This window comes from Amycolatopsis sp. NPDC051372 (assembly GCF_040682095.1).
In the GTDB taxonomy this organism is placed as follows: Bacteria; Actinomycetota; Actinomycetes; order Mycobacteriales; family Pseudonocardiaceae; genus Amycolatopsis.
Window position 1 is genome coordinate 21,169 of record NZ_JBFBAF010000005.1, and the last position, 18,184, is coordinate 39,352.

36 protein-coding genes, 1 tRNA gene and 1 pseudogene are annotated in these 18,184 nt (G+C 68.7%); 4 read left to right on the forward strand and 34 right to left on the reverse strand.

Annotated elements, in window-relative coordinates; translation table 11 throughout:
* Nucleotides 1–113 precede the first annotated feature (113 nt).
* From AB0M56_RS09200 to AB0M56_RS09350, 31 genes and pseudogenes are all read right to left on the reverse strand, one after another.
* Nucleotides 114–503 (reverse strand): hypothetical protein, encoded by a 390-nt coding sequence (locus AB0M56_RS09200; RefSeq protein ID WP_364172704.1) that lies wholly within the window; start codon nt 501–503, stop codon nt 114–116.
* Entirely contained in the window at nt 493–699 is a 207-nt protein-coding gene (locus AB0M56_RS09205) for a hypothetical protein (protein ID WP_364172707.1), read from the reverse strand. Before AB0M56_RS09205 ends, AB0M56_RS09200 begins: the two co-directional genes overlap by 11 nt.
* Nucleotides 692–1,060 carry a hypothetical protein gene (locus tag AB0M56_RS09210; protein WP_364172709.1) on the reverse strand — a complete coding sequence of 123 codons (369 nt, stop codon included), beginning with the start codon at nt 1,058–1,060 and terminating at the stop codon, nt 692–694. The genes AB0M56_RS09205 and AB0M56_RS09210 overlap by 8 nt, the downstream gene beginning before the upstream one ends.
* Entirely contained in the window at nt 1,057–1,473 is a 417-nt protein-coding gene (locus tag AB0M56_RS09215) for a hypothetical protein (protein WP_364172712.1), read from the reverse strand. Before AB0M56_RS09215 ends, AB0M56_RS09210 begins: the two co-directional genes overlap by 4 nt.
* On the reverse strand, nt 1,470–1,841 hold the full coding sequence (locus AB0M56_RS09220; RefSeq protein WP_364172715.1) for a hypothetical protein: 372 nt from the start codon (nt 1,839–1,841) through the stop codon (nt 1,470–1,472). The genes AB0M56_RS09215 and AB0M56_RS09220 overlap by 4 nt, the downstream gene beginning before the upstream one ends.
* Nucleotides 1,838–2,497 carry a hypothetical protein gene (locus AB0M56_RS09225; RefSeq protein ID WP_364172718.1) on the reverse strand — a complete coding sequence of 220 codons (660 nt, stop codon included), beginning with the start codon at nt 2,495–2,497 and terminating at the stop codon, nt 1,838–1,840. The genes AB0M56_RS09220 and AB0M56_RS09225 overlap by 4 nt, the downstream gene beginning before the upstream one ends.
* Nucleotides 2,498–2,541: 44 nt before the next feature.
* Nucleotides 2,542–3,411 carry a hypothetical protein gene (locus AB0M56_RS09230; RefSeq protein WP_364172721.1) on the reverse strand — a complete coding sequence of 290 codons (870 nt, stop codon included), beginning with the start codon at nt 3,409–3,411 and terminating at the stop codon, nt 2,542–2,544.
* Nucleotides 3,408–3,782, reverse strand: coding sequence for a hypothetical protein (locus tag AB0M56_RS09235; protein WP_364172724.1), 375 nt, complete (start codon nt 3,780–3,782; stop codon nt 3,408–3,410). Before AB0M56_RS09235 ends, AB0M56_RS09230 begins: the two co-directional genes overlap by 4 nt.
* On the reverse strand, nt 3,779–3,991 hold the full coding sequence (locus AB0M56_RS09240; protein ID WP_364172727.1) for a hypothetical protein: 213 nt from the start codon (nt 3,989–3,991) through the stop codon (nt 3,779–3,781). The genes AB0M56_RS09235 and AB0M56_RS09240 overlap by 4 nt, the downstream gene beginning before the upstream one ends.
* Entirely contained in the window at nt 3,988–4,788 is an 801-nt protein-coding gene (locus AB0M56_RS09245) for a hypothetical protein (RefSeq protein ID WP_364172730.1), read from the reverse strand. The genes AB0M56_RS09240 and AB0M56_RS09245 overlap by 4 nt, the downstream gene beginning before the upstream one ends.
* The gene (locus tag AB0M56_RS09250; protein ID WP_364172733.1) at nt 4,778–5,074 is read right to left on the reverse strand and encodes a hypothetical protein; all 297 of its coding nucleotides are present in this window, start codon (nt 5,072–5,074) and stop codon (nt 4,778–4,780) included. Before AB0M56_RS09250 ends, AB0M56_RS09245 begins: the two co-directional genes overlap by 11 nt.
* Nucleotides 5,075–5,154: 80 nt before the next feature.
* Nucleotides 5,155–5,427, reverse strand: a complete 273-nt coding sequence (locus AB0M56_RS09255) for a hypothetical protein (protein WP_364172736.1) — start codon at nt 5,425–5,427, stop codon at nt 5,155–5,157.
* Complete coding sequence (locus AB0M56_RS09260) at nt 5,424–5,936, reverse strand: hypothetical protein (RefSeq protein WP_364172739.1); 513 nt, start codon at nt 5,934–5,936, stop codon at nt 5,424–5,426. Before AB0M56_RS09260 ends, AB0M56_RS09255 begins: the two co-directional genes overlap by 4 nt.
* Before the next feature lie 35 nt (nt 5,937–5,971).
* On the reverse strand, nt 5,972–6,589 hold the full coding sequence (locus AB0M56_RS09265) for a hypothetical protein (protein WP_364172741.1): 618 nt from the start codon (nt 6,587–6,589) through the stop codon (nt 5,972–5,974).
* On the reverse strand, nt 6,589–7,266 hold the full coding sequence (locus tag AB0M56_RS09270) for a lambda exonuclease family protein (protein WP_364172743.1): 678 nt from the start codon (nt 7,264–7,266) through the stop codon (nt 6,589–6,591). Before AB0M56_RS09270 ends, AB0M56_RS09265 begins: the two co-directional genes overlap by 1 nt.
* Nucleotides 7,263–7,490 (reverse strand): hypothetical protein, encoded by a 228-nt coding sequence (locus AB0M56_RS09275; RefSeq protein ID WP_364172746.1) that lies wholly within the window; start codon nt 7,488–7,490, stop codon nt 7,263–7,265. Before AB0M56_RS09275 ends, AB0M56_RS09270 begins: the two co-directional genes overlap by 4 nt.
* Nucleotides 7,487–7,684, reverse strand: a pseudogene (locus AB0M56_RS09280) (LuxR C-terminal-related transcriptional regulator); the annotation flags it as partial. The pseudogene AB0M56_RS09280 and the gene AB0M56_RS09275, both read right to left, overlap by 4 nt.
* A 164-nt stretch (nt 7,685–7,848) precedes the next feature.
* Nucleotides 7,849–8,046: a hypothetical protein gene (locus tag AB0M56_RS09285; RefSeq protein WP_364172749.1), complete on the reverse strand. Its 198-nt coding sequence runs from the start codon at nt 8,044–8,046 to the stop codon at nt 7,849–7,851.
* The gene (locus AB0M56_RS09290; RefSeq protein ID WP_364172752.1) at nt 8,043–8,348 is read right to left on the reverse strand and encodes a MerR family transcriptional regulator; all 306 of its coding nucleotides are present in this window, start codon (nt 8,346–8,348) and stop codon (nt 8,043–8,045) included. The genes AB0M56_RS09285 and AB0M56_RS09290 overlap by 4 nt, the downstream gene beginning before the upstream one ends.
* A complete protein-coding gene (locus AB0M56_RS09295; RefSeq protein ID WP_364172754.1) occupies nt 8,345–9,139 on the reverse strand; it encodes a hypothetical protein in 795 nt (264 codons plus the stop codon). The genes AB0M56_RS09290 and AB0M56_RS09295 overlap by 4 nt, the downstream gene beginning before the upstream one ends.
* A complete protein-coding gene (locus tag AB0M56_RS09300; protein WP_364172757.1) occupies nt 9,136–10,155 on the reverse strand; it encodes a phage Gp37/Gp68 family protein in 1,020 nt (339 codons plus the stop codon). The genes AB0M56_RS09295 and AB0M56_RS09300 overlap by 4 nt, the downstream gene beginning before the upstream one ends.
* Complete coding sequence (locus AB0M56_RS09305; protein ID WP_364172760.1) at nt 10,155–10,829, reverse strand: hypothetical protein; 675 nt, start codon at nt 10,827–10,829, stop codon at nt 10,155–10,157. Before AB0M56_RS09305 ends, AB0M56_RS09300 begins: the two co-directional genes overlap by 1 nt.
* Nucleotides 10,826–11,575, reverse strand: a complete 750-nt coding sequence (locus AB0M56_RS09310; protein ID WP_364172762.1) for a hypothetical protein — start codon at nt 11,573–11,575, stop codon at nt 10,826–10,828. The genes AB0M56_RS09305 and AB0M56_RS09310 overlap by 4 nt, the downstream gene beginning before the upstream one ends.
* The gene (locus AB0M56_RS09315; protein ID WP_364172765.1) at nt 11,572–12,018 is read right to left on the reverse strand and encodes a hypothetical protein; all 447 of its coding nucleotides are present in this window, start codon (nt 12,016–12,018) and stop codon (nt 11,572–11,574) included. Before AB0M56_RS09315 ends, AB0M56_RS09310 begins: the two co-directional genes overlap by 4 nt.
* Nucleotides 12,015–12,140, reverse strand: a complete 126-nt coding sequence (locus tag AB0M56_RS09320) for a hypothetical protein (protein ID WP_364172768.1) — start codon at nt 12,138–12,140, stop codon at nt 12,015–12,017. Before AB0M56_RS09320 ends, AB0M56_RS09315 begins: the two co-directional genes overlap by 4 nt.
* Nucleotides 12,140–12,487, reverse strand: a complete 348-nt coding sequence (locus AB0M56_RS09325) for a hypothetical protein (RefSeq protein WP_364172770.1) — start codon at nt 12,485–12,487, stop codon at nt 12,140–12,142. The genes AB0M56_RS09320 and AB0M56_RS09325 overlap by 1 nt, the downstream gene beginning before the upstream one ends.
* Nucleotides 12,484–12,762, reverse strand: a complete 279-nt coding sequence (locus AB0M56_RS09330) for a hypothetical protein (RefSeq protein ID WP_364172773.1) — start codon at nt 12,760–12,762, stop codon at nt 12,484–12,486. The genes AB0M56_RS09325 and AB0M56_RS09330 overlap by 4 nt, the downstream gene beginning before the upstream one ends.
* Entirely contained in the window at nt 12,762–12,917 is a 156-nt protein-coding gene (locus tag AB0M56_RS09335) for a hypothetical protein (protein ID WP_364172776.1), read from the reverse strand. Before AB0M56_RS09335 ends, AB0M56_RS09330 begins: the two co-directional genes overlap by 1 nt.
* Before the next feature lie 69 nt (nt 12,918–12,986).
* Nucleotides 12,987–13,328, reverse strand: a complete 342-nt coding sequence (locus AB0M56_RS09340; protein ID WP_364172779.1) for a hypothetical protein — start codon at nt 13,326–13,328, stop codon at nt 12,987–12,989.
* A 17-nt stretch (nt 13,329–13,345) separates the two neighbouring features.
* The gene (locus tag AB0M56_RS09345) at nt 13,346–13,621 is read right to left on the reverse strand and encodes an excisionase family DNA-binding protein (protein WP_364172782.1); all 276 of its coding nucleotides are present in this window, start codon (nt 13,619–13,621) and stop codon (nt 13,346–13,348) included.
* A complete protein-coding gene (locus AB0M56_RS09350) occupies nt 13,618–13,881 on the reverse strand; it encodes a helix-turn-helix transcriptional regulator (protein WP_364172784.1) in 264 nt (87 codons plus the stop codon). The genes AB0M56_RS09345 and AB0M56_RS09350 overlap by 4 nt, the downstream gene beginning before the upstream one ends.
* Nucleotides 13,882–14,069: 188 nt before the next feature.
* Between AB0M56_RS09350 and AB0M56_RS09355 the strand changes: the two genes are divergently transcribed.
* From AB0M56_RS09355 to AB0M56_RS09365, 3 genes are all read left to right on the forward strand, one after another.
* Nucleotides 14,070–14,546: a hypothetical protein gene (locus AB0M56_RS09355; RefSeq protein ID WP_364172787.1), complete on the forward strand. Its 477-nt coding sequence runs from the start codon at nt 14,070–14,072 to the stop codon at nt 14,544–14,546.
* 107 nt (nt 14,547–14,653) lie between these two features.
* On the forward strand, nt 14,654–15,079 hold the full coding sequence (locus tag AB0M56_RS09360) for a hypothetical protein (RefSeq protein WP_364172789.1): 426 nt from the start codon (nt 14,654–14,656) through the stop codon (nt 15,077–15,079).
* A 128-nt stretch (nt 15,080–15,207) separates the two neighbouring features.
* Nucleotides 15,208–16,287: a tyrosine-type recombinase/integrase gene (locus tag AB0M56_RS09365; RefSeq protein WP_364172792.1), complete on the forward strand. Its 1,080-nt coding sequence runs from the start codon at nt 15,208–15,210 to the stop codon at nt 16,285–16,287.
* A gap of 90 nt (nt 16,288–16,377) precedes the next feature.
* Here AB0M56_RS09365 and AB0M56_RS09370 read toward each other — a convergent pair.
* Nucleotides 16,378–16,450, reverse strand: a tRNA-Asn gene (locus AB0M56_RS09370).
* A gap of 123 nt (nt 16,451–16,573) precedes the next feature.
* On the opposite strand from AB0M56_RS09370, the gene AB0M56_RS09375 reads away from it, so the two are divergent.
* Nucleotides 16,574–16,792, forward strand: coding sequence for a hypothetical protein (locus AB0M56_RS09375; protein ID WP_364064724.1), 219 nt, complete (start codon nt 16,574–16,576; stop codon nt 16,790–16,792).
* A 47-nt stretch (nt 16,793–16,839) separates the two neighbouring features.
* Here the strand turns inward: AB0M56_RS09375 and AB0M56_RS09380 are convergent, their stop codons facing one another.
* Complete coding sequence (locus AB0M56_RS09380) at nt 16,840–17,604, reverse strand: trans-aconitate 2-methyltransferase (protein WP_364172795.1); 765 nt, start codon at nt 17,602–17,604, stop codon at nt 16,840–16,842.
* Nucleotides 17,605–17,658: 54 nt separating this feature from the next.
* Entirely contained in the window at nt 17,659–18,183 is a 525-nt protein-coding gene (locus tag AB0M56_RS09385; RefSeq protein ID WP_364172797.1) for a hypothetical protein, read from the reverse strand.
* Between the last annotated feature and the right edge of the window lies 1 nt (nt 18,184).

Consider the following 18,184-nt stretch of genomic DNA (forward strand, 5'->3'; position numbering starts at 1 on the left):
GCAGGTCGGCATCTCGCCGCGCGGGAAGATGAGTCCGCGTTGGCCGCAGACTTCACACGGGATCGGTTGGATCGGCGCCGGGCCGGGGCCGACCTGGGGGCGGGTGCGGACGGTCACGCGTTCACCTCGGCGCAGCACGGACCCGCGAAGCCCTGCTTGTCGGGCAGGCGTTCGATGGTGGTGCCGGGGCGGAAGGCAGTGCCGCACGCGACGCACTTTCCGGGGTAGGACGCGGTGAACAGGCGGGCCCGGTTGTCCACGGTCGGCGGCCGTCGGTCGCCACCAGGCCGGCAGTGCGCGCACGAGTCCTTCGGCAGTTCGGTGCGCTCGCAGCGATCGGCCGGCGTGGCCGCGACGTCGGCGGCGCGCATGCGTTCCGCGAGTTGCGCGATGTCGACGCGGTCGCCTGCGCTGAGCGGGACGACGCGGCCGGTGACGGCGTCTCGACGTTGGTTGGTGCCGCGCCACTGCTGCTCGGCGCGCGCGTAGAAGTCATCGGTCACGGTCGGATTCCTCTCCGGTGATCGCCAGGTGAAGCGTGACGCGGCCCCGGAGTGCGTCGAGCACCTTCTGCGCGCGCGACGGGTCCTGGATCGCGAGCAGCTTCACGAGGCTCGGGATCACGTCGAAATTGCGCTCGGACACGGCGCAGGCGATGCCGTGCTCGATCTGGTCGGGCGTGAACTCTTGGTCAGCCACGGCCGTCCTCCTGGGCTTCCTCGCGGAGTGACTGCTCCACGCGATCGGGGCAGTGGTAACCGAGGTTGCGCAGTTCGCGTACTCGGTCTGCTGCCGCGCCCGCGGTCAACTCGTTGAATGCCTCGCCCGCGTGCGGCAACTCGATAGGGACACGGTCGGCCCGGTCGACCATCTCCCCGACGAGCTTGTGGCGTGCCCACCACTCGTCGAAGTTCGTGTCCGTCAGTTCGATCGGTTCGGGCAGAGGCTGCGTGTACGCCACCCGGTTCCCGGCAACGTGGATGGTCCAGCCGCCGCGGGCGTCTTCGTAGATGTACAGGTCGCACTGGAAGTCGTCAGTGGACCAGCGGCAGTAGCTCATCGGCCGGCCTCCGTGGTGCAGCCCAGGTGGCCCTGCGGCCCTGTCGGTTCGCCGCAGCGGAGGCAGTGCATCGAGACGCACCGGTCGCCGATCATCGTGCACCGCCCGCCGTGCTTCGGCTCGACCTCGCACGGCCCGCTGTCCAGTGCCGGCTGGTGCTCCACCACTGAGCCGTGAGCGGCGAGAACGGGTGGGGCAAGTACCGCATTGGTCAGAGCCTGCAAATCGCGGGCGAATAGCGGCGGCATCTCGTCCTCAGTTCCCGGAAGCACGCACGGATGGAGGCGGCCGTCGCCGTACCACGCCAGAAACTCGTTCACCCTGCCTGCGGCGCGCGCCTTGTCGGGAAGGTCGTACGAGTCGTCTTCGATGCCGTCCGGCTGGTCGGGTACGCGGGGCGTCTGGTCGCTCATCGGGTTGCCTCGCTCTCTTCCGGGGTTTCGACCACGGCCGTGATCGTCAGCCTGGTGCCGGCCGGGAAGTCCTTCGCGATGGCGCGGAAGCCGGGGCCGTAGCTGATGCCGTTGCCTCCGCGCTCCTGGCCTTCCTCGCGCCAGAACTTGCCGTAGGTTTCTTCGCACACGACGACGGTTGCTGTCGTCTTGGCGTTGTCGGCTGACAGCACCTCATCCGGCTTGCCGTGCCGGAAGCAGCGCCACGGGTTCTTGGCGTAGCGGGCCATGGCCTCGGCCCGCTCTCGCATGTTCGGCACCACGGAGAAGCTGGTTTCCTTGCAGCCCGGGATGCAGTTCAGGTGGATGTAGTACTCGCGCTTGCTCATCGGCCGGCCTCCGTGGTGGTGCGCTCGACGATCTCGCGGATGCGACGGGACCGTTCGGCGTCGGCCTGCTCGGCCAGTTCTGTCCAGTTGGTCCAGTGAGACGCCAGCTTCTGAGCCGGCATGTCGACAACGGCGCGGATCTCGTCGAGCTTCGACCGGGCCTCGTCACGCTCGCGCTTCCAGGCAACGACGTCGCGTTGGTAGTCGGTCAACAGCCGGTTCGTCTCGGCGAGCTCCGCCTCCGCGGCATCGGCGCGGCGCTTCTGATCCTCGCGCTGTTCGCGGAACTCGTCGGCGCGCTTGTTGTGGCCGGTGGCGGCCTCGCACCACGTCTTCGCTGCCTCCCACCACGACGAGGCACGGGCTTCGACGTTGGTGGAACGTGTCCGCCAGTATTGGTAGTTCGCCTCTGCGGCGTCGGCGCGACGCTTCTCCGCCCCAGCAAGCTCGATGATCCGGGCCATCGCACCGACCGTGCCAGGGTCGATCGACGCATCCCGCTTCGTCCCGCTGGTGATGTCCGCCGCGGCCTTCTGCGCGAGGTTCTCGACAGACCAGTGGTGGTGCTCGTCGTTGTAGAGCGGGCCGAGCGTCAGCATGACCACGTCGCACTGCCGCTGCTGCTCGCGGCCGAGCCACTCGATCGCGGCCTCCATGTCCGCGTGCGGCCGCTCGATGGCGTTCAAGATCTGCTCAGGCATCAGTGGTTCTCCTCCGTAGGGCTTGAGCCATCAGCGTGAAGGCGCGTGATCGTCGTCCACGTTGGACACGGCGCCTCCGGCCAGCGCGCCTCGTACTCGCCGTCCTCGCTGTCCCAGCCCGGCACCTGCGCGCATCCGCGGCACTCCAGTTCGCCGGCGCCGCCCAGCACCGGTGCGTGCGCGCGGAGCAGGTCACGGATCAGAACGTTCTGGTCGACGTCCGGGATGGCGGCGAGGACGTCACGGTGCCGGTCGAGCACGGCCTGGCGCTCGTCGGCGCGGCGGGCCTCGCGTTCCTGCGCACGAGTCCGGGTCTCGGCCACCTCCTCCGGCGAGGGATCGAGAACGCGGCGCAGCACCTCGAAGTCACGCGACCGCATGGGGATGAACACGTCCGGTCCTCGTCCCGGCCGATCACTGACCACGCGGAACGACGGCACGGGAGGCACGATTTGCGAGGAGTACTCGCGCAGGGCGGACCAGTCGGCCGCCTCGGCGGACACGAGGGCTGCGCTCACGACGGCCCGCAGGTTCGGGTTCGTCGGTGCGTCCGTCATCCGGTACGGCCCCGACCGGTGCGGCTCCTCGTCGGCGTCGTCGGCCGGCCACACCTCGGCGTCGGACACGTACTCGCAGCCCTCGTGCCACCACACGCCGCCGTGCGCGCGGCAGCCGACACCCGCGTCGGTACACGTCGGGCAAAGCAGGCGGTTGTCGTCCTCGCCGCCTGGAATGGTCTCGATGTGGCCCGTGGTGGGGTTCTCACGGTCACTGAAGCCGCGGCCGCACCCGGCGCAGGTGCGCCAGGCGTGGCCGAGCGCGACCGCGACGGCGTGCGACCACGACCGGCGCAGGTCTGCGGCGATCACGATCTCACCGTTCGCTTGGCCACAGAGGCGTACGTCGGGAGCTCGTCGTGATCGTTCTTCGGGTCGGTAGTGAGCCAGTAGTGCTTGCAGGCGTCGTTGGAGAACGCGGCCGGGTTGCGGCGGTTTTGCCACAGAGGCGTACCGGGCCCGTACTCGGCGACGTCGCACCACTCATCCGGGTCGTCGGTCAGCGGCGTGAGCGGTTCGAATGCGAGCAGCGCGTGCAGCTGCTCGCGAGCGCACGCCGCCGATCCGCCGCTGTGCCCGAAAGACGCGAACGCCGCGACCGTCGCCACCAGGGATGCGCTGTAGACCGGGTCCTCGCCCAGCAACTCCAGCTCGGTCCGGGCGTGCTCCACCAGGTTGCTCATGCTTCCTCGTCTCGTTCGTTGCGCTCGCGCGTGTCGCGAGCGATCGGGTCATGCAGTCCATATGTCCTCGCGCGCAGCCGGTGCGGGGCCAGCTGCGGGCGGCAAATCAGGCACGGGCGCAGCGGCGGGTCAGCGTCACGATCGACGAACCCGCCGTCGCACTCGTGCTCGTCCTCGACGACCTCGTCGCCGGTGCGGTCCAGCTTCACGACGACCTCCTGATCAGCACAGGCCGCGGCGCGTGATCGCACAACGCCTTGCCGGCGTAGCCCTCCGAGTCGCAGCGCGCGCACGCGTCGATCGCGACGCGCCGAACCTCCGCGCGGGCTCGTGCCTCGGCCGCGTTCTCGTCGTCCTTCGCGCGCGACCACTCACGCGCCTTGTCGCGCGCTGCGCCACAGGCTCGGCAGGCGCGCGCCGCAGGCTTCGCCATGTGCTTCGGGCACCGCTCCGGCGGCCGGCCCTCCACCGCCCGCGGCGCAGACACAGCGGCACGGCCGGCGATCTCCTCGTCGAGGGCGACCTCGGTGCTCCCGCCGTCGAGCAGGTCCGCTGCTCGCGGGACTTCGTTGGCCAGAACTTCCCACGTCAGCCCGTCGACCTCGCCGACGAACTCGTCGCGGACGCGGCGCAACTCGATCGCCAACTCGTGCCGTAGCCGAGGGGACTCGATCTGCCGCGCCGACTTCAACCCTCCGCGCAGCACCTGCGGCTGCCGCCACACCTCGTCGGAGCGGATGAATGAACGCAGCAGGAACTCGTCCGTATCCCAGTCGATCAACACCTTGCGCTTCTTCTCCAGCTCGTCGAGCGCGTCCCTCAACGTCTCCTCCTCGGACCACCCGAGGCTCTTCATCCACCGGCCCAGCCGGACGGGCCCGCTGCCGCACTGGGTGGTGTGCGGTTCCGTCATCACCGCGAAGTAGGCGAGCTTCGCGGCGTCACCGTCCACATCTGACAGTCCCTGCCAGACGGTGAACAGCAGACGGGCATGACTACGCGCCACGAGCGACAGGCTCCGTCCGCACTAGACGAGGAAGGCGCGGAACCAGTCCGAGACGATCGCGGATCCGGGCCGTGGTGTAGGTCGTGAGGCGGGTGTGGGTCGCGATCTCCACATCGGTCCAGCCCGCCGACCACAGGTCGTACACGAGGGTCTCGCGGTCCACCGGCTCTAGTTGCTCGGCGGGCAGGTCCCCCGACCAGCAGGCTGCGAGCAACTTGCGGTAGGAGATCGGGGCGACGCCCGGCGGTTCGGCCGGAACGGTTCGGCCGTGAACTCGGTAGCCCATCTCGCCTCCTCTCGAATTCGTTGGGGTGTGGCCGGCCGGGGGCTCCAGGCGAGGGGTGAGCCCGCCCCCGGCCAGCCACGTCAGTGCCGCCCGCCGTGGTGTGGCGGGGGGAAGGGGGCGGGCGACACTGGGATCGGGGCGCCGTTCGGCGCCGGCACTTCGTAGGGCGGAACATCGTCGACCGCGAGGGACGCGGCCAGGGCGGCGTGCGCCGCGGCGAACTTGGCCGCGATCTCGGCGCGGCGCAGCAGCGACGCATCACGCGGCGCCGTGTCCCGCTCGAACTCCTTGTATGCGGCCTCGCCGTGCACGAGCCACCACTCGGACTCCTGGACGTGCTCCTGCGCGTTCACGGCTTCAGCCCCTGCGTCAGCGTCTCGACGGCGGCCTTGAGCGCCCGCTGCGTGACTTCGTTGGTGACGCCCGCCTTCGCCTCGTTGACGGCCTCGCGCATGTCCTTCGAGATCACTTCGCGCGTGGCCTGCTCGACGAGCTGGCGCAGGTTCGCCGGCTTCTCGTTGCCGTAGCGATCACGGCTCTCGGTGGTGTTGGAGAGGAACGCTTCGAGCTGGGTGCGGACCAGTTCCAGGACGGTGGTGGGCTCGCCCTTTCTCTCGCCCCATGAGCTCATCTGCTGGATCGGCTTGGAGAGCGCCTTGCGGACGATCGCGCCGATCTCGTCGCGAACGGTCGACTCGACGTTCTCGCGGACGCTGCGCTTCGCGTCGTCGCGGACCTCTTTGACGAGCGTCGCGGCGGCGATGGCCACGACCTCGTCGCGAAGCTGGCGGCGACCGACGGGCTCGCCGTCCTCGTCGTACTCCATGCCGAGCAGCTGGTTCAGGTCGAGTTCGAGCTTCATGTGGTGGTCCTTTTCGGTAGTGATCTGGTGTGCGCTCACGGCGCGGTGAGGTCGGGATCGTTCGGGAGGTAGTCGTTCGGCTCGCCATCGGCGGATGCACTCGTCGCGGCAGCCGCGTCCTTGCCGGCCTTCGCGATCCGCTCGCCGAGCGCGCGATTGTTCGGCTCCAGACGGCCAGCGAGCTTGTAGAGCGCCTTCAGCGCATCGACATCGCCAGCGGCTTCGGCGATCCTGGCGTCCCAGTCGACCTGCTCCGGCATATCGGGCGTCTCGCCGAGCGGCTCCACCACGAACATCGCGCTCTTCCCGCGCGACACCAGCAGCGGCACCTGCTTCCGCTTCTCCAGGTGGCTCAGGTGGGAAATCCGTGTCCCGCCGATCTCCTGCCCGCCGAACCGAACCGTGGGGTCGCAGTACAGGGTGACGCGACGCCCGACGTACCCTGTCGCGTCGGGTCCCCAGCAGGCCACGAGCACGCGTCGCATGCTCTTCCCTGGCCGCCAGACTCGCGGGAACTCGGCGAGCTTGATGTTGACGGGCTGCTCGGCGTTGCCCGGGCTGACCCGCTCGATGGTGAACGTGCGCGGCCCAGCCAGCAGGTCGACCGCGTCGAGCTGGTCGCTGGTGGGGGCGATGGTGTCGGAGAGGTCCATCAGATCCTCATCTCCTGGTAGACGATGCGCTCGGTGGCCGGCAGTCCCTCGGTCTTGCCGGCGTAGTCCGCGACCATCTCGGCGGCCGTCGCCTCGAACTGCTCGACGGCTGCGACGATTGCTTCTTGCCACGCCGGGTCCGGGTGCACTCGCTTGTGCCACATCGGCATCCCGCCCGAGAACGAGATGAAGTCCAGCCACTCCCGGCCGGACACGAGCAGCCCGGCCTGGCACTGCGCCATGTACTCGGGGGGCACTTGGCCGGCGAGGATCGTGGACAGGTGTCCCTTGGCGCGCGGTGCTTTCACCTCGATCAGCCCGTCGTCACCGACGAGCCCATCGGGCGAGTAGCCCAACTGCCACGTGTCCTCCTTGCGCAGGAGGAACCCGACTTCGCGGACGGGCCGCTGATACACCTCGGCGTACAGGTCGCGCGCTCGTAGCTCGTCCTCGACGCCGCGCAGCATGTCGTCGCTGACGTAGGTGGGGTCGGTGTAACCGGTGATTCGTTCGGCGACGAGCTGCGCGACGATGCTGCGGCTCTTGTCGTTGGCCGCGATCTTCAAGGCCTTCGGCGTGACGAGCTGCCCGACGACGGACGCAGTGACGATCCCGCGGCGTTGCTCGTGCCACTCGTCGGAGCCCTGGATCACGTCCGGGTATTCGATGAGGCTCACTGGTGGCCTTTCTTGACGGGCCGACCGGCGAGGACGCGGTTCACGTAGCTCTCGGTGACGCCGAGGTGCAACGCGATCGCCCGGTTCGTGAAACCCTTGCCGTGCAGCGTCTCGGCCACGGCCTTGCGCTCAGCCTTCGTCAACTCGCGGCCCGGGTCGCGGCCGGCGAGGGACGCGGCGACGGCCGCCTCGAACGTCACGGTCGGCTGGTCGGGTGCGGTCATCGGACACCGCCGAGGATGCCGCGCCGGTACCCCTCGGCGACGGCCGCGGCGCGGTCGGAGACGACGAGCTTCTTGAAGATCTTCCGCGCGTGGGTCTTGATGGTGTCCTCGGAGAGGAACAGGGCCCTGGCGATCTCCCTGTTCCGTTTGCCCTCTGCCATCCCGGTGAGCACCTCGAGTTCGCGCTCGGAAAGACCCGACTCGTCGGCAACCGTGCGCACGGACACGACGCGGTGGTGCGGCGCCTGGCTCGGCGCGGTTTCGACGTCGGCGAGCGTGTAGCCGTTGCGGCTGAGCATTCCGACGAACCGCGGGAACTCTGCTGCGGGCACATCGACGGCGTGCAACAGGTGGGTCATCAGCGGGCCTTCCGGTGAAGCCGTGATTCGGCGGCGATGCGTTCATTGGTCATCTGGTCGAGGTCGGTGCTGACCTGTGTGGGCGGCTGGTCGTCGAGGTGGCGCAGCGGGCGGCGCTTGTCGACGAGCACCAGGACGGCGAGGCCGGCGAGCGCAACGGCGACGACGACGAGCAGGACAGCGGGGTGGCCGGTCAAACGGACGGTCCTTTCAGGATTGGAGGGACGAGAGTGATGTGGACTCCGTCAGCGAGCTCGTAGCGGCCGCGCCCGTCGCCCTGGCGCGCCACCCGGGCGGCGGCGTCGGGCGCTAGACCGGCCGCGACGAGCCGCGCCATGGTGTGCAGCACCGCGGCTTCGTCCGAGCTGAGTTCGCGGTGGTTCCCAGAACCCAGAGACGGCGCCACGATGAAGCCCTTGCGGCACCAGTAGTCAGCCTGTCGGTACGTGACGCCGGCCAGTCCGGCGACGACCACAAGCGACAGCTGTGTGCTGGTCATGCGGCCCTCCGCAACGCGTGGTAGATGGCTGCTTCCGTCACTCCGAAGCGATGTGCGATCGCCCGTTCCGATTCGCTTTCGAGCAGCCACTGAAGTTCGTCGAGCGGAGGCAACTTCCTGCCGTGGGCGATGAAGCCAGCACCCTCCGCCGCCGCATCGGGGTCGTCGATGGTGTCGTCATCCCAGGCCATCGCCGGTGCCCAGCCACAAGCAACCGCGTGGCTGCGTGCACGAGCGGCGGCCCTGCGCTGCTCCACTGTGTTCTCCGGCGGAGCCACGTCCCACAGCTCGTCGAACATCCGCTTGATGCGGGTCACGGTGGAGTACCGGAGGCGACCCGCGCGCATCAGCTTTCCGACGTGGCCAGCGTTACAGCCGAGACGCTCAGCCAACTCGCGATAGCACCATCCGTTAGACACCAGTGCCTGCAGTCGGCGGCGAGCCCCGCAAGCGTCCATCCGAGCGCCGGACGTCGGCTCGTCGGTACCAGGCTTGATCGCGAGGATCCGCGCGGCGCCCTCCGGTCGCATGCGCTTCGTCGGCCGCTTGCCGTACAGGAGTGCCTGGATGTTCTGCCGCGGCATCCCGGCGAGTGTGGCAATCCGGCGCGTGCCGAGGCCGTGCTCACGAAGCATGTTGACGTGCTCGCGCACGGGCCCGGCATCGACCAGCGTTGTCGGCCGAAGCTTCCGCATGTTCTCGTAGCGGCTGTTCGCGGCACGGCAGACAGAGCAGCGGCAACGCTCCTTCAGGTACTTTGTGCGGCCGTGCGGCCGCTCGGTGGTCGTCACGCGATCACCGCCGGGTACTCGTCCCAGGTGCGGTCGTCGAGCACACGGCCGGCGTCTGTCTTGCGGTAGCTCCGCATCACGTGCGCGTCGCGGGTGATGTCCTGGACGGCCCAGCCGGGCCACGGGCGGCCCAGCAGGTCACCGGCCATCGAGACGACCTGGCACGCGTCCTCGTTGGTGACGTGGTCGTACTGTGACTGCCCGAACTCGCGCGCCGGCGGGCACCACTTGCCCCACTGCTTGAACAGGAACGGCACGCGCGGCGCCTCGCACTGGTCGCGCAACGACCGTGCCCACGCGGGGTGCATCGGTCGGGCACCCGGCCCAGACTCGCCGCCGACGACCACCCAATCCAGGGCTGGTTTGATCGACACGAGGTCCTGCACGACGAGCCCGGTTGGGCTGGTGGGCTCCCTATACTCCGGGCCCCATCCAGGTTCACCGTGCAGCCAGTACGCGGACAGGTTGATCGGCCCGAGCAGCGGTTCAGCGGAGATCCATCGCACCGCGGCCGGCGTGTTAAGCAGCGCCGGGATCCGGATGTCCGCCCATTTCTGGTCCTCGGTGGACACCCCGAGCCACACGTTCGGCAGCGGATACCGGAACTCGTAGTCGTCCGTCGTGCGCTGGTCGACCGCGTGCGGGAGCACACCGTCGATGAACCACCGGTCGCTGAGCAAGCTGCGCATCCGGCCGTGCCGCTTCGTCAGCACCTGGAACGTGTGCTGCGGGGCGAGCGCCATCACCGCGAACACCATCGCGATGAACTCGTCGGGCACGTCGTCGTGGAACAGATCAGCCATCGAGTTCACGAACACCCGGCGTGGCTTCCGCCAGCCCAACGGCTTCTCCAGCCGCTCCGGGTGTGGCGTCACCGTCGCGAAGCTGCCCTTGCCGTTGAACCGCTCGTGCAGCGTCTCGGCGTAGCAGTGGTCGCAGCCGGCCGACACCTTCGTGCACCCGGTGACGGGGTTCCACGTCGCGTCCGTCCACTCGATCTTGCTGTTCTGCGACATCACGCCACCGCCGCTGGCAGCTCGACAGAGACCTCGCGCGGCGCGTGGCCGGGCGCCGGGCGGCCGGCCTTCACCGCGTCGTACTGGCGGATGCCCCACACGATCGCGTGGCAGGCCCACACGAACCACCAGTCGTAGTCCCGGAAGTTCCACTCCCACGTGTCGTGGAACCGGAACCCCTTGTGTTCGAAGTGGTCAAGCATCCCGCGGGCCTGGTCCTCGAACATCAGGTCGTAGTCTTCGGCGTGGGCGAGCAGCGCCTTGCTCGTGCCGGACGGCACCTTGCCGTCCCGGATCAACTCGACGTAGTGCTCGCGCATGATCCGGACGAACAGGTCCTCGTCGTACTTCTTCAGCACGCTCTGGGCACTGGTGACCTTCTCGTCCCAGTAGCCGAGGTTCGGCCGCCCCTCCCACGCGGATCGACGGAAGAAGTCGAACATGTCCTCGGCACGTCGGAAGGTAAAGCTCTCGCCGTCTCCCTGGAAGATCAGCGCGCCCGGCACGGTGATCAGGTCGAACCAGTAGATCGACGACAGCCGCGGCTTCGCCAACGGCGGGCGCCACACCTCCTGTTGGAACCGCAGGTGCCGATACAGCCCGTCGTCGTGCAGCACCGTCATCGCGTGGTCGGCTGTGTTCCGCTCGAATCGCGCGCCGATGTCGTCGTTCACGCCGCACCGTCCTTTCCGGACAGCTCGGCCAGCTGCTGGGCAGCGTTCCGCTCCGAGACCTCCCGCACCTCGTCTAGCTGCTCCGGCGTCATCGCGAGCCGGACGGGCTCCCACTCGTCGAGGTCGATCGGCCCGATTGCCGTCACCCGGCCCTCGTCGAGAAACACGTCGAGGCCGTGCCGCGCATCCGGGTTCGGCCACACGGACGTCACCTTGCGTGCGCCGCCGAAGCTGCCCCGGCGGGCCAGGATCATGCCCATCTCCGGCGCGAACGGCGGGTCGGCCACCTCTTCGCGCTGCTCCGACTCGGCGGCCGGCCACACCTCGTGCGCCGGGCCGCGCAGCACGCGGAACCCGGCCTGCGCAACCGCGCGCAGATTCCTCTCCGCGTGCGTCCGCGCCGCCTCCACCGTCCACTCCGGCGGTGCGCTGGTCGCCAACACATCGGCGAGCAAGTCACCGTCCAGGAAGCCCGGAACGGCGTGGTGCTCCTGGGCGCGTTCGACAAGCAGCCGCGCCTTCTCCGCACGCAACTGGCCGATCGTCGCCGACGCCCGCCCGTACGCGCGGTTCCGATCCGCCAACTGCGCCGCCAACGAAGCAACATCGGCGAGCAGCACGTCGTACGTCAGCATCACGTACTCGTCGACACACCGCGCAAGTGACGGCTCAGTCGGCGCCGGAATCAGCCCCGCCCGAAGGTTGTCCAGCACGGCCCTGCGGTAGTTCTCGCGCTCCTCGCTCACGCCGTCACCGCCGCATCAGACTGTGCGGCCAGCAGCGGGCGACAACGCCACTCGCCCATCGTGATCGTCTCGGTCACCTCGACCATCGGAACCTCGACGGACGGGTCGGGCACCGACTTCGTCACCGTCTCTGTGCCGGTCTCGACCCATTCGCACACGTCTTCCCGTGACGCCAACGAATGTGCGACTACGGCGCCGTCGGCGAAACTGAGTTCGAGGTTGTACTGCTTGTCGCTGATGTCCTTGTCGACCTTCGCGCCGTACCGCAGGCCGAGCTTCGCCAGCAGCGCGTGGTCGGCGGCTGTGTGCGAGTGGAAGGTGTAGAACTGGCGAAGGCCGTACGACGCCAGTTCAGCGATCTCCGGGTTCTGCTCGATCATGTCGGCAAGCACGCGCAGCCCCTCGGCCTGGCGGACGTGCAGCGGCTTCTGGTTGTCGGTCATCGCGGGGTGTCCTCCGGCTGCTCGGTGTTCTGGGCCTCGGCCTCTTTCGCCTCGCGCTCCAACGCGTTCGACGTCTTGACGTCCTGCTTCGCGTGCTCGGCCATCCGCTCGATCCGGCCCATCACGACACCCCCATCGGCGCCAACAGCGCCAGCTCGTGAGGCGACACGAACCCCTGCAACTCGTTGCGTCGCAACAGATCTGCGCGGACATCCACGGTCACGGACACGCGCCGGCCGCAGCGGATCAGACCAACCACGGAGAGCACCGCGCGGTTCGCGCCGAGCTCGCTGTGCACCGGCGAGTGCTGCGAGAGGCTCGCGACCCACGCCCGGAACGCGGACACGTCGTCGTCGCGCAGCCGAACCGTCGGCGCGCCCGCGATGGCGACGGTGGCGGCCCGGTTCGGGATCCCCATGTGCGCAGCGGCGTGGTCGAGAACGGCGCGCACGGTGTCGAAGTCGTTCACGGCCGCACCCCCAGCTCCGAGGCGACGGTCAGCACGGCGGCCGCGGCGAAGCAGCCGGCGGCAGCCGTCGCCGCACCCACCGTCGTGACCCACCGCGTAGCCGCGGCCAGGCGCGGGAAGCGAGGCACGACGACGCGGAACGTCGGCTGCGTCGGCATATGCCCGGGGAACTCCGGGAACGGCACGCTGTCGACGTCGGCGCGGAAGGCGGCGAGCATGGCGGCGAGTAGGTCCCCGCGGGCGGGGAGGTCGCGCGCTGCGGTCAACTCGGCCATCAGGCGGCCCGCCAAACCGCGCGCAGCACGCCAAACAGGCCCGCCGTCGAGAACAGCTGGCCGCACTCGCGCTGGTACAGGCGGTAGAAGTCCACCCGGCCAGCCACGGACAGGCTGTGCTGCCCGTACCGTCTGGCAGAATGCTTCCTGGTCATGAGGGCTACTCCTCTTGATCGGGCCCGGTGTTCACAGCACCGGGCTTCTTTTTGTGCTGGTACTGCTGGTCAGAAGGTGAAGAAGCCGATGCCGCCCCGCTCGTAGGCGCGCTCGGCCTCGCGGCTGGTGATCGGGGCGGCCTCGCGGTTACGGCCGAGGAACGCCGCCAGGCGGGCGAGCAGCGGCCGGCGCACGGGAACCGAGTTCGCGTCGTCGAACGTGGCGCCGAGCGTGCGGGCGTAGGAACGGGCGACGTCGCGGCCCGTGTCGGAATCGGCGAACGTGCCGCAGACCCGAACGAGGTGGCCGTCCGTGCGCTCGACGACGGCGAGCGGGTGCGGCGCGGACTGCAACGCGGCGGCACGGCGGAGGTCGGCGGTCAACGGTTCGAGGGTGACGGTGTGCTGCATGATTTCTCCCTGCACATTTACGCGGCGTCGGCCTGGATTGCCGACGCGAGCAGCCGATGGATTTCGGGGATCGGCACGATGTAGTAGCGGCCGACCTTCACAGCGCCGAGACGGCCGGAGTGGATAGCGGCCAGGCACGTCCGGTACGGGATGTGCAACGCCTTCGCGGCCTCCTCGGCGGTGAGCGCGAAGTCGACGGCGTGGTCGTTGTCGCGTTTCGGACCGGAGCCCGCTCCGCCTGTCGGGTGGGTGGTGGAGCCGCTGGGCTCGTCTTCCGCCTGGCTGGTGGTCATGCCACCTCCTGTGTCTTGATCGGCGCGGACTTCCTGACGCAGGGCAGGCGGGGGCTCTGCGGAACCTTGCGAACTTCGACCTCGTCGAGGTCGTAGAAGCGGGCGATGCGGCCGATGAGTCGCTCCGAGGCCACGGCACGCATGTTCTCGATGTTGCGCAGCGTTCCGGGCGAGATTTCGAGGTGAGGAGCGACGTCGTCGACCGACATGTCACGGCTGCGGCGGGTCCGCCGGAGGAGGGGTCCGTTGACTTTCGGCATGTCGGCAAGAGTATGCGGTTTCGCATAGTTTCGCAAGGTCGGACTTCGCGAAAGTCGGAACTTGCACCGCTTGTCAGGACTTACGCCATGCGTTAATGTGCGGAACTATGCGATCTAGCAGGCCAGCGGACACACGGCCGCCCACGCGCACACTTGGACTTCGCGAAACTATGCGGAAGACTGTCGGCGTGCCCCACTTCCCGCACGCTGACGCCGGACGGATGATCCGTACCCGGCGTATCGCGCTGGGCTACACAAGCCAGGAAGCACTGGCGACAGCCGCGGCCAGCTCGACTCGCATGGTTGCCGACGCCGAGCGCGGCATCCCAGTCGGATCGAAGACGAAGGTGCGGCTCGAGCGCGCCCTACTCTGGGAACACGGGAGTATCGATGAGATGTACGCAGGCGGCAAGCCCACCGAGCAGCACGTCGAACAGCCAGCGCCGTTGGTCGAGGAACCGACAGAGGACGACCTGACAGCTTTGGCGGAGCAGATCCGCCGGCGCCTGGACCTCATCCCCGATGTCTACTCAGACTACGGTCCCGACGCTGCGCGCGCCGCTGTGCAGAGGCTCAGCGAAGAAATGGCGGCGTTGCAAAGGCGGATTGCCGACGCTTCAGTTCCGAAAAATCCTCACAATAACTCTCCGCGTCACGCGAGCTAGTCATCTAGTCCATTTGGGCGGCAATTCCGACTCTCCGTGTTGGAACGGAGTAAGAAGTATCTCCGGGGATGCGACATCTGGCACGACGTACGACAGGAGCGCCCCCCATGTCCAGACTTTTCCTCTGGTTCGTAGTCCTCGCTGCGGCCACTTCCGCCGTCGTGATCGCGGACGCCGCGGTTCGCTTGGAGGACAAGGGATTCTTGATCTTGCCGGGCGATTTCCAAGCGATCGCACGCGTCTCCGGGCTTGGCCTGTGGGTACTAGCCGGGATTGCGCTGGCGACTCGCGAGGTCAAGGACGCCGCCGACGCGCGTGCAGCCCAGCAGACGAAAGAACTACGCACTGTGATCCACGAATGCACAGCCGCCGTGCTCAGGGTTGTCGACGACAAGAAACACAAGGAGATCAACGATATGTTCCGTGAGTTCGGGTTCACCGCGCCCGAGCAACGCAAGGACGAGGACTCCGCACTGTGCACAGGGCCGGTCCGGATTTCTGATTTCCTCCGTCGCCGCGGCGAACGGAGCTGACCGTGCCGAGACGACCGGCGCCGGTCGGCACGTATGGCGCCATCAGCACACGGGAGGTCGGGCCGAAGCGGGTGGAGGCCTCTGGCCGGATCCGACTGGCAAACGGCGAGTCTCAGCGTGTGCGCGCGATGGGCACATCAGCCACGAACGCACGGAACAACCTGAAGGCAAAGTTCGCCGACATCTCAACGGAGATCAAGAGCGACGAGATCACCCGGGAAATCCGCTTCGGCACCCTCGCCGATCAGTGGATGTCGGATCTGGAGACGGAGTATCGGCTCGCGGGTCGATCGCCGGACACGCCCCGGCAGTGGAAGGGCTACGTGCGGAACTGGATCAAACCAGCGCTCGGGAGCCTGCAGGCGTGGGAGGTCGAGCAGAACCCGCGGGCATGCGACCGATTGGTGAAGCGGTGCCTGACCGAGCGCAGCTACGACGCGGCCAAGAGTCTCCGCACGGTGGGAACGAAGATCTGCGAATTTGGGATCTTGTACGGGGCGTTGACCTCGAACCCGTTCAAGAACGTCGGCCGGCTGCACCGTCCGGAAAAGAAGGAGATCGTCGCCCTGACGGCGGAGCAGCGCGTCGACCTGGTGGTGAAGCTGGCGGCGTTCGCGAAGAAGCGCAGCGTGGACCGGAAGGGGCGGTCGCTCGGCGCCCGTGCGCGGATCTGGTTCCAGCTACCGGAGCTCGTGCAGACCATGCTCTCGACCGGCGTGCGGCTCGGCGAGCTGCTCGCACTGACAGGCGAGGACATCGACCCCGATGCCAAGACAGTCACGATCCGGTGGCACCTCGTGCGCGAACCGGGCAAGGGCATCGTGCGAATGCGGTACCGGAAGGGCAACAACGGCGAGCTGGTGCTCACAGTGCCCGACTGGTCGGCGTTCATCTGGCGCCGCCTGAAGCTGACCGCCGGGGCGGGTCCGCTGTTCCCGGCGTTCGGCGCCGAGTGGCTCGACCCGTCGACGATGGTCAACCGGATCCAGGAGGCGTTCACGGCAGTCGGCTACGGATGGGTCACCTCGCACGTGTTCCGGAAGACCGTGGCGACGATCCTGGACGAGGCCGGCCTTCCCACAACGGACATCGCCGACCAGCTCGGAAACACCCCCGCGGTGGTCGAGCGGCACTACCGCCGGAAGCGCGTGGGAAACACCCGAACGGCGGAAGCGATGGAAGAGCTGGACACGAGGGCCACCGGCTGATGACGCGCGGATTCCTGGACAGTTCCTGGACAGCACGCCCGCGAACCCCTAGAAAAGTAAAGAGGCCCAGGTCTGTGACCTGGGCCTATGCTCCCCCGCTTGGACTCGAACCAAGAACCCTCCGGTTAACAGCCGAATGCTCTGCCAGTTGAGCTACAGGGGATCGTATTCAGTTGTGCGCCGGAGGTCCGGCGCGATGGAAAGAACTTTAGCGCACCGCCTGCGCCACCCGAACAGGGGGCCCCTCTTCGCGGATCACGCCCAGGGGGCGCCGGATTGCTGGACAATGGAGAGTCGGGAGTCCGACGAACGAGAGGCGTGGCCGCTGATGAAGAAGTTCCTGCTGGGCGTGGGTCTGGGATACGTGCTGGGGACCAAGGCCGGCCGGGGACGGTACGAGCAGATCGTGCGCACCTACCGCAAGGTGATCGACCACCCGATGGTCCAGGGCGCCGCGGGAGTGGCGCGCGCCAAGGTCGGCGAGAAGTTCGGCCGGGGGCGCTGAGCCGCACGCGTACCGCCCAAGGGGGTCCGTGAGCGCGCCCGGAAACGTCAGAGGATCCGCGCGACGAAGAAGATGCGACGGAACTCGAACCACGTCGTGCCGTCCGCGCGGGGCGGGTAGGCCTCGTCGAGGAGCGGGGCCAGCTCGGCGCGGAAGGACGTCCAGTCGTCGTCCGGGAGGGCGGCGCGGATGGGGCGCAGGGCGGTGCCGGTGATCCACTCCAGCACGGCGTTCTCGCCGGCCAGGCGCTGCATGTACGTGGTCTCCCAGGCGTCGACGAGGCAGCCCGCGTCGGCCAGCAGGGAGGCGTACTCCAGGGGCGACGACACCGCCTCGTTCTCCCGCAGAACGAGGGAAGCCAGGCGCGAGGACCACGCCGGGGAGGCCGCCAGCTCGCGCGTGATGCGGTGCGACGGGGCACCGAAGTTGCCCGGCACCTGCACGGCCAGCACGGCACCCGAGGGCAGCTGCGAGACCCAGCGGCGCAGCAGGTCGTCGTGGCCCGGCACCCACTGGAGCACCGCGTTGGAGACCACCACGTCGGTGTCCGGGTGCGGCGCCCACTCGCGCACATCGGCGACGTGCGCGTCCACTCCGCGAGAGCGGGCGGCGTCCACCATCTCCGGCGAGCTGTCCAGGGCCTCCAGCGTGGCGCCGGGCCAGCGCCGGCCCAGGTCGAGCGTGAGGTTGCCCGGGCCGCAGCCCAGGTCGACGACGCGGCGGGGCGCGTCGGACGAGATTCGCCCGATCAGGTCATAGAAGGGGCGGGCCCGAAGGTCCGCGTAGTCGAGGTACTTGGCCGGATCCCACATGGCGAACCTCCCGAAAGCTAAACCGTACGCCCGTACTGAGTACGAGCGTACTGCTTACTCCCCCGGATTGGCCAGCTTCTCGGCGACTTCCCCGGCGATCGCCTCCACCAGCGCCGGGTCGGTGCCCGGGTCGGGGCGCACTTGGAGCACCGTGCCGTCGCGGCCGGGGACCTTGCGCTGCACGAACCACGCGCCGCCGCCGGTGCCGAAGTCGTGGCGGTGGCGCGAGCGCACTGAGCCGTCGACGCGCAGGCGTACCTGCGGCGGCACCTTGCCCGGCGCCGGCAGCCGGAACCGCACGGGCGGGCGGTCGACGACCACCATCACGGCGCCGGCCTCCCCGGTCTCCTCGGACTCCGTGAGCTCGAAGACGCCCTCGCCCCACGCGGCCTTGGCCACGAGGTGCCAGTAGACGCGCCGGGGGGCGCCCTCGGTGGGGATCCACAGGCCCAGGCTGGTCACCACGAGCTCGCCGCCGCCTTCGACGCCCGCGACCGCGATCACGTTCTCGCCCGCAGCGAGCTCGCCCGGGTAGTCCGCGGGGAGTCCCCCGCCCATCAGACGGTTCAGCCAGCCCATG

Coding starts and splice junctions, on each gene's coding strand:
- AB0M56_RS09210 (WP_364172709.1), bottom strand. CDS start 1,060: ATGAGCTACTGCCGCTGGTCCACTGACGACTTCCAGTGCGACCTGTAC.
- AB0M56_RS09215 (WP_364172712.1), bottom strand. CDS start 1,473: ATGAGCGACCAGACGCCCCGCGTACCCGACCAGCCGGACGGCATCGAA.
- AB0M56_RS09220 (WP_364172715.1), bottom strand. CDS start 1,841: ATGAGCAAGCGCGAGTACTACATCCACCTGAACTGCATCCCGGGCTGC.
- AB0M56_RS09225 (WP_364172718.1), bottom strand. CDS start 2,497: ATGGAGGCCGCGATCGAGTGGCTCGGCCGCGAGCAGCAGCGGCAGTGC.
- AB0M56_RS09235 (WP_364172724.1), bottom strand. CDS start 3,782: ATGAGCAACCTGGTGGAGCACGCCCGGACCGAGCTGGAGTTGCTGGGC.
- AB0M56_RS09250 (WP_364172733.1), bottom strand. CDS start 5,074: ATGGGCTACCGAGTTCACGGCCGAACCGTTCCGGCCGAACCGCCGGGC.
- AB0M56_RS09260 (WP_364172739.1), bottom strand. CDS start 5,936: ATGAAGCTCGAACTCGACCTGAACCAGCTGCTCGGCATGGAGTACGAC.
- AB0M56_RS09265 (WP_364172741.1), bottom strand. CDS start 6,589: ATGGACCTCTCCGACACCATCGCCCCCACCAGCGACCAGCTCGACGCG.
- AB0M56_RS09275 (WP_364172746.1), bottom strand. CDS start 7,490: ATGACCGCACCCGACCAGCCGACCGTGACGTTCGAGGCGGCCGTCGCC.
- AB0M56_RS09290 (WP_364172752.1), bottom strand. CDS start 8,348: ATGACCAGCACACAGCTGTCGCTTGTGGTCGTCGCCGGACTGGCCGGC.
- AB0M56_RS09300 (WP_364172757.1), bottom strand. CDS start 10,155: ATGTCGCAGAACAGCAAGATCGAGTGGACGGACGCGACGTGGAACCCC.
- AB0M56_RS09315 (WP_364172765.1), bottom strand. CDS start 12,018: ATGACCGACAACCAGAAGCCGCTGCACGTCCGCCAGGCCGAGGGGCTG.
- AB0M56_RS09320 (WP_364172768.1), bottom strand. CDS start 12,140: ATGGGCCGGATCGAGCGGATGGCCGAGCACGCGAAGCAGGACGTCAAG.
- AB0M56_RS09330 (WP_364172773.1), bottom strand. CDS start 12,762: ATGGCCGAGTTGACCGCAGCGCGCGACCTCCCCGCCCGCGGGGACCTA.
- AB0M56_RS09335 (WP_364172776.1), bottom strand. CDS start 12,917: ATGACCAGGAAGCATTCTGCCAGACGGTACGGGCAGCACAGCCTGTCC.
- AB0M56_RS09340 (WP_364172779.1), bottom strand. CDS start 13,328: ATGCAGCACACCGTCACCCTCGAACCGTTGACCGCCGACCTCCGCCGT.
- AB0M56_RS09345 (WP_364172782.1), bottom strand. CDS start 13,621: ATGACCACCAGCCAGGCGGAAGACGAGCCCAGCGGCTCCACCACCCAC.
- AB0M56_RS09350 (WP_364172784.1), bottom strand. CDS start 13,881: ATGCCGAAAGTCAACGGACCCCTCCTCCGGCGGACCCGCCGCAGCCGT.
- AB0M56_RS09360 (WP_364172789.1), top strand. CDS start 14,654: ATGTCCAGACTTTTCCTCTGGTTCGTAGTCCTCGCTGCGGCCACTTCC.
- AB0M56_RS09365 (WP_364172792.1), top strand. CDS start 15,208: ATGGGCACATCAGCCACGAACGCACGGAACAACCTGAAGGCAAAGTTC.
- AB0M56_RS09375 (WP_364064724.1), top strand. CDS start 16,574: ATGGAGAGTCGGGAGTCCGACGAACGAGAGGCGTGGCCGCTGATGAAG.
- AB0M56_RS09380 (WP_364172795.1), bottom strand. CDS start 17,604: ATGTGGGATCCGGCCAAGTACCTCGACTACGCGGACCTTCGGGCCCGC.
- AB0M56_RS09385 (WP_364172797.1), bottom strand. CDS start 18,183: ATGGGCTGGCTGAACCGTCTGATGGGCGGGGGACTCCCCGCGGACTAC.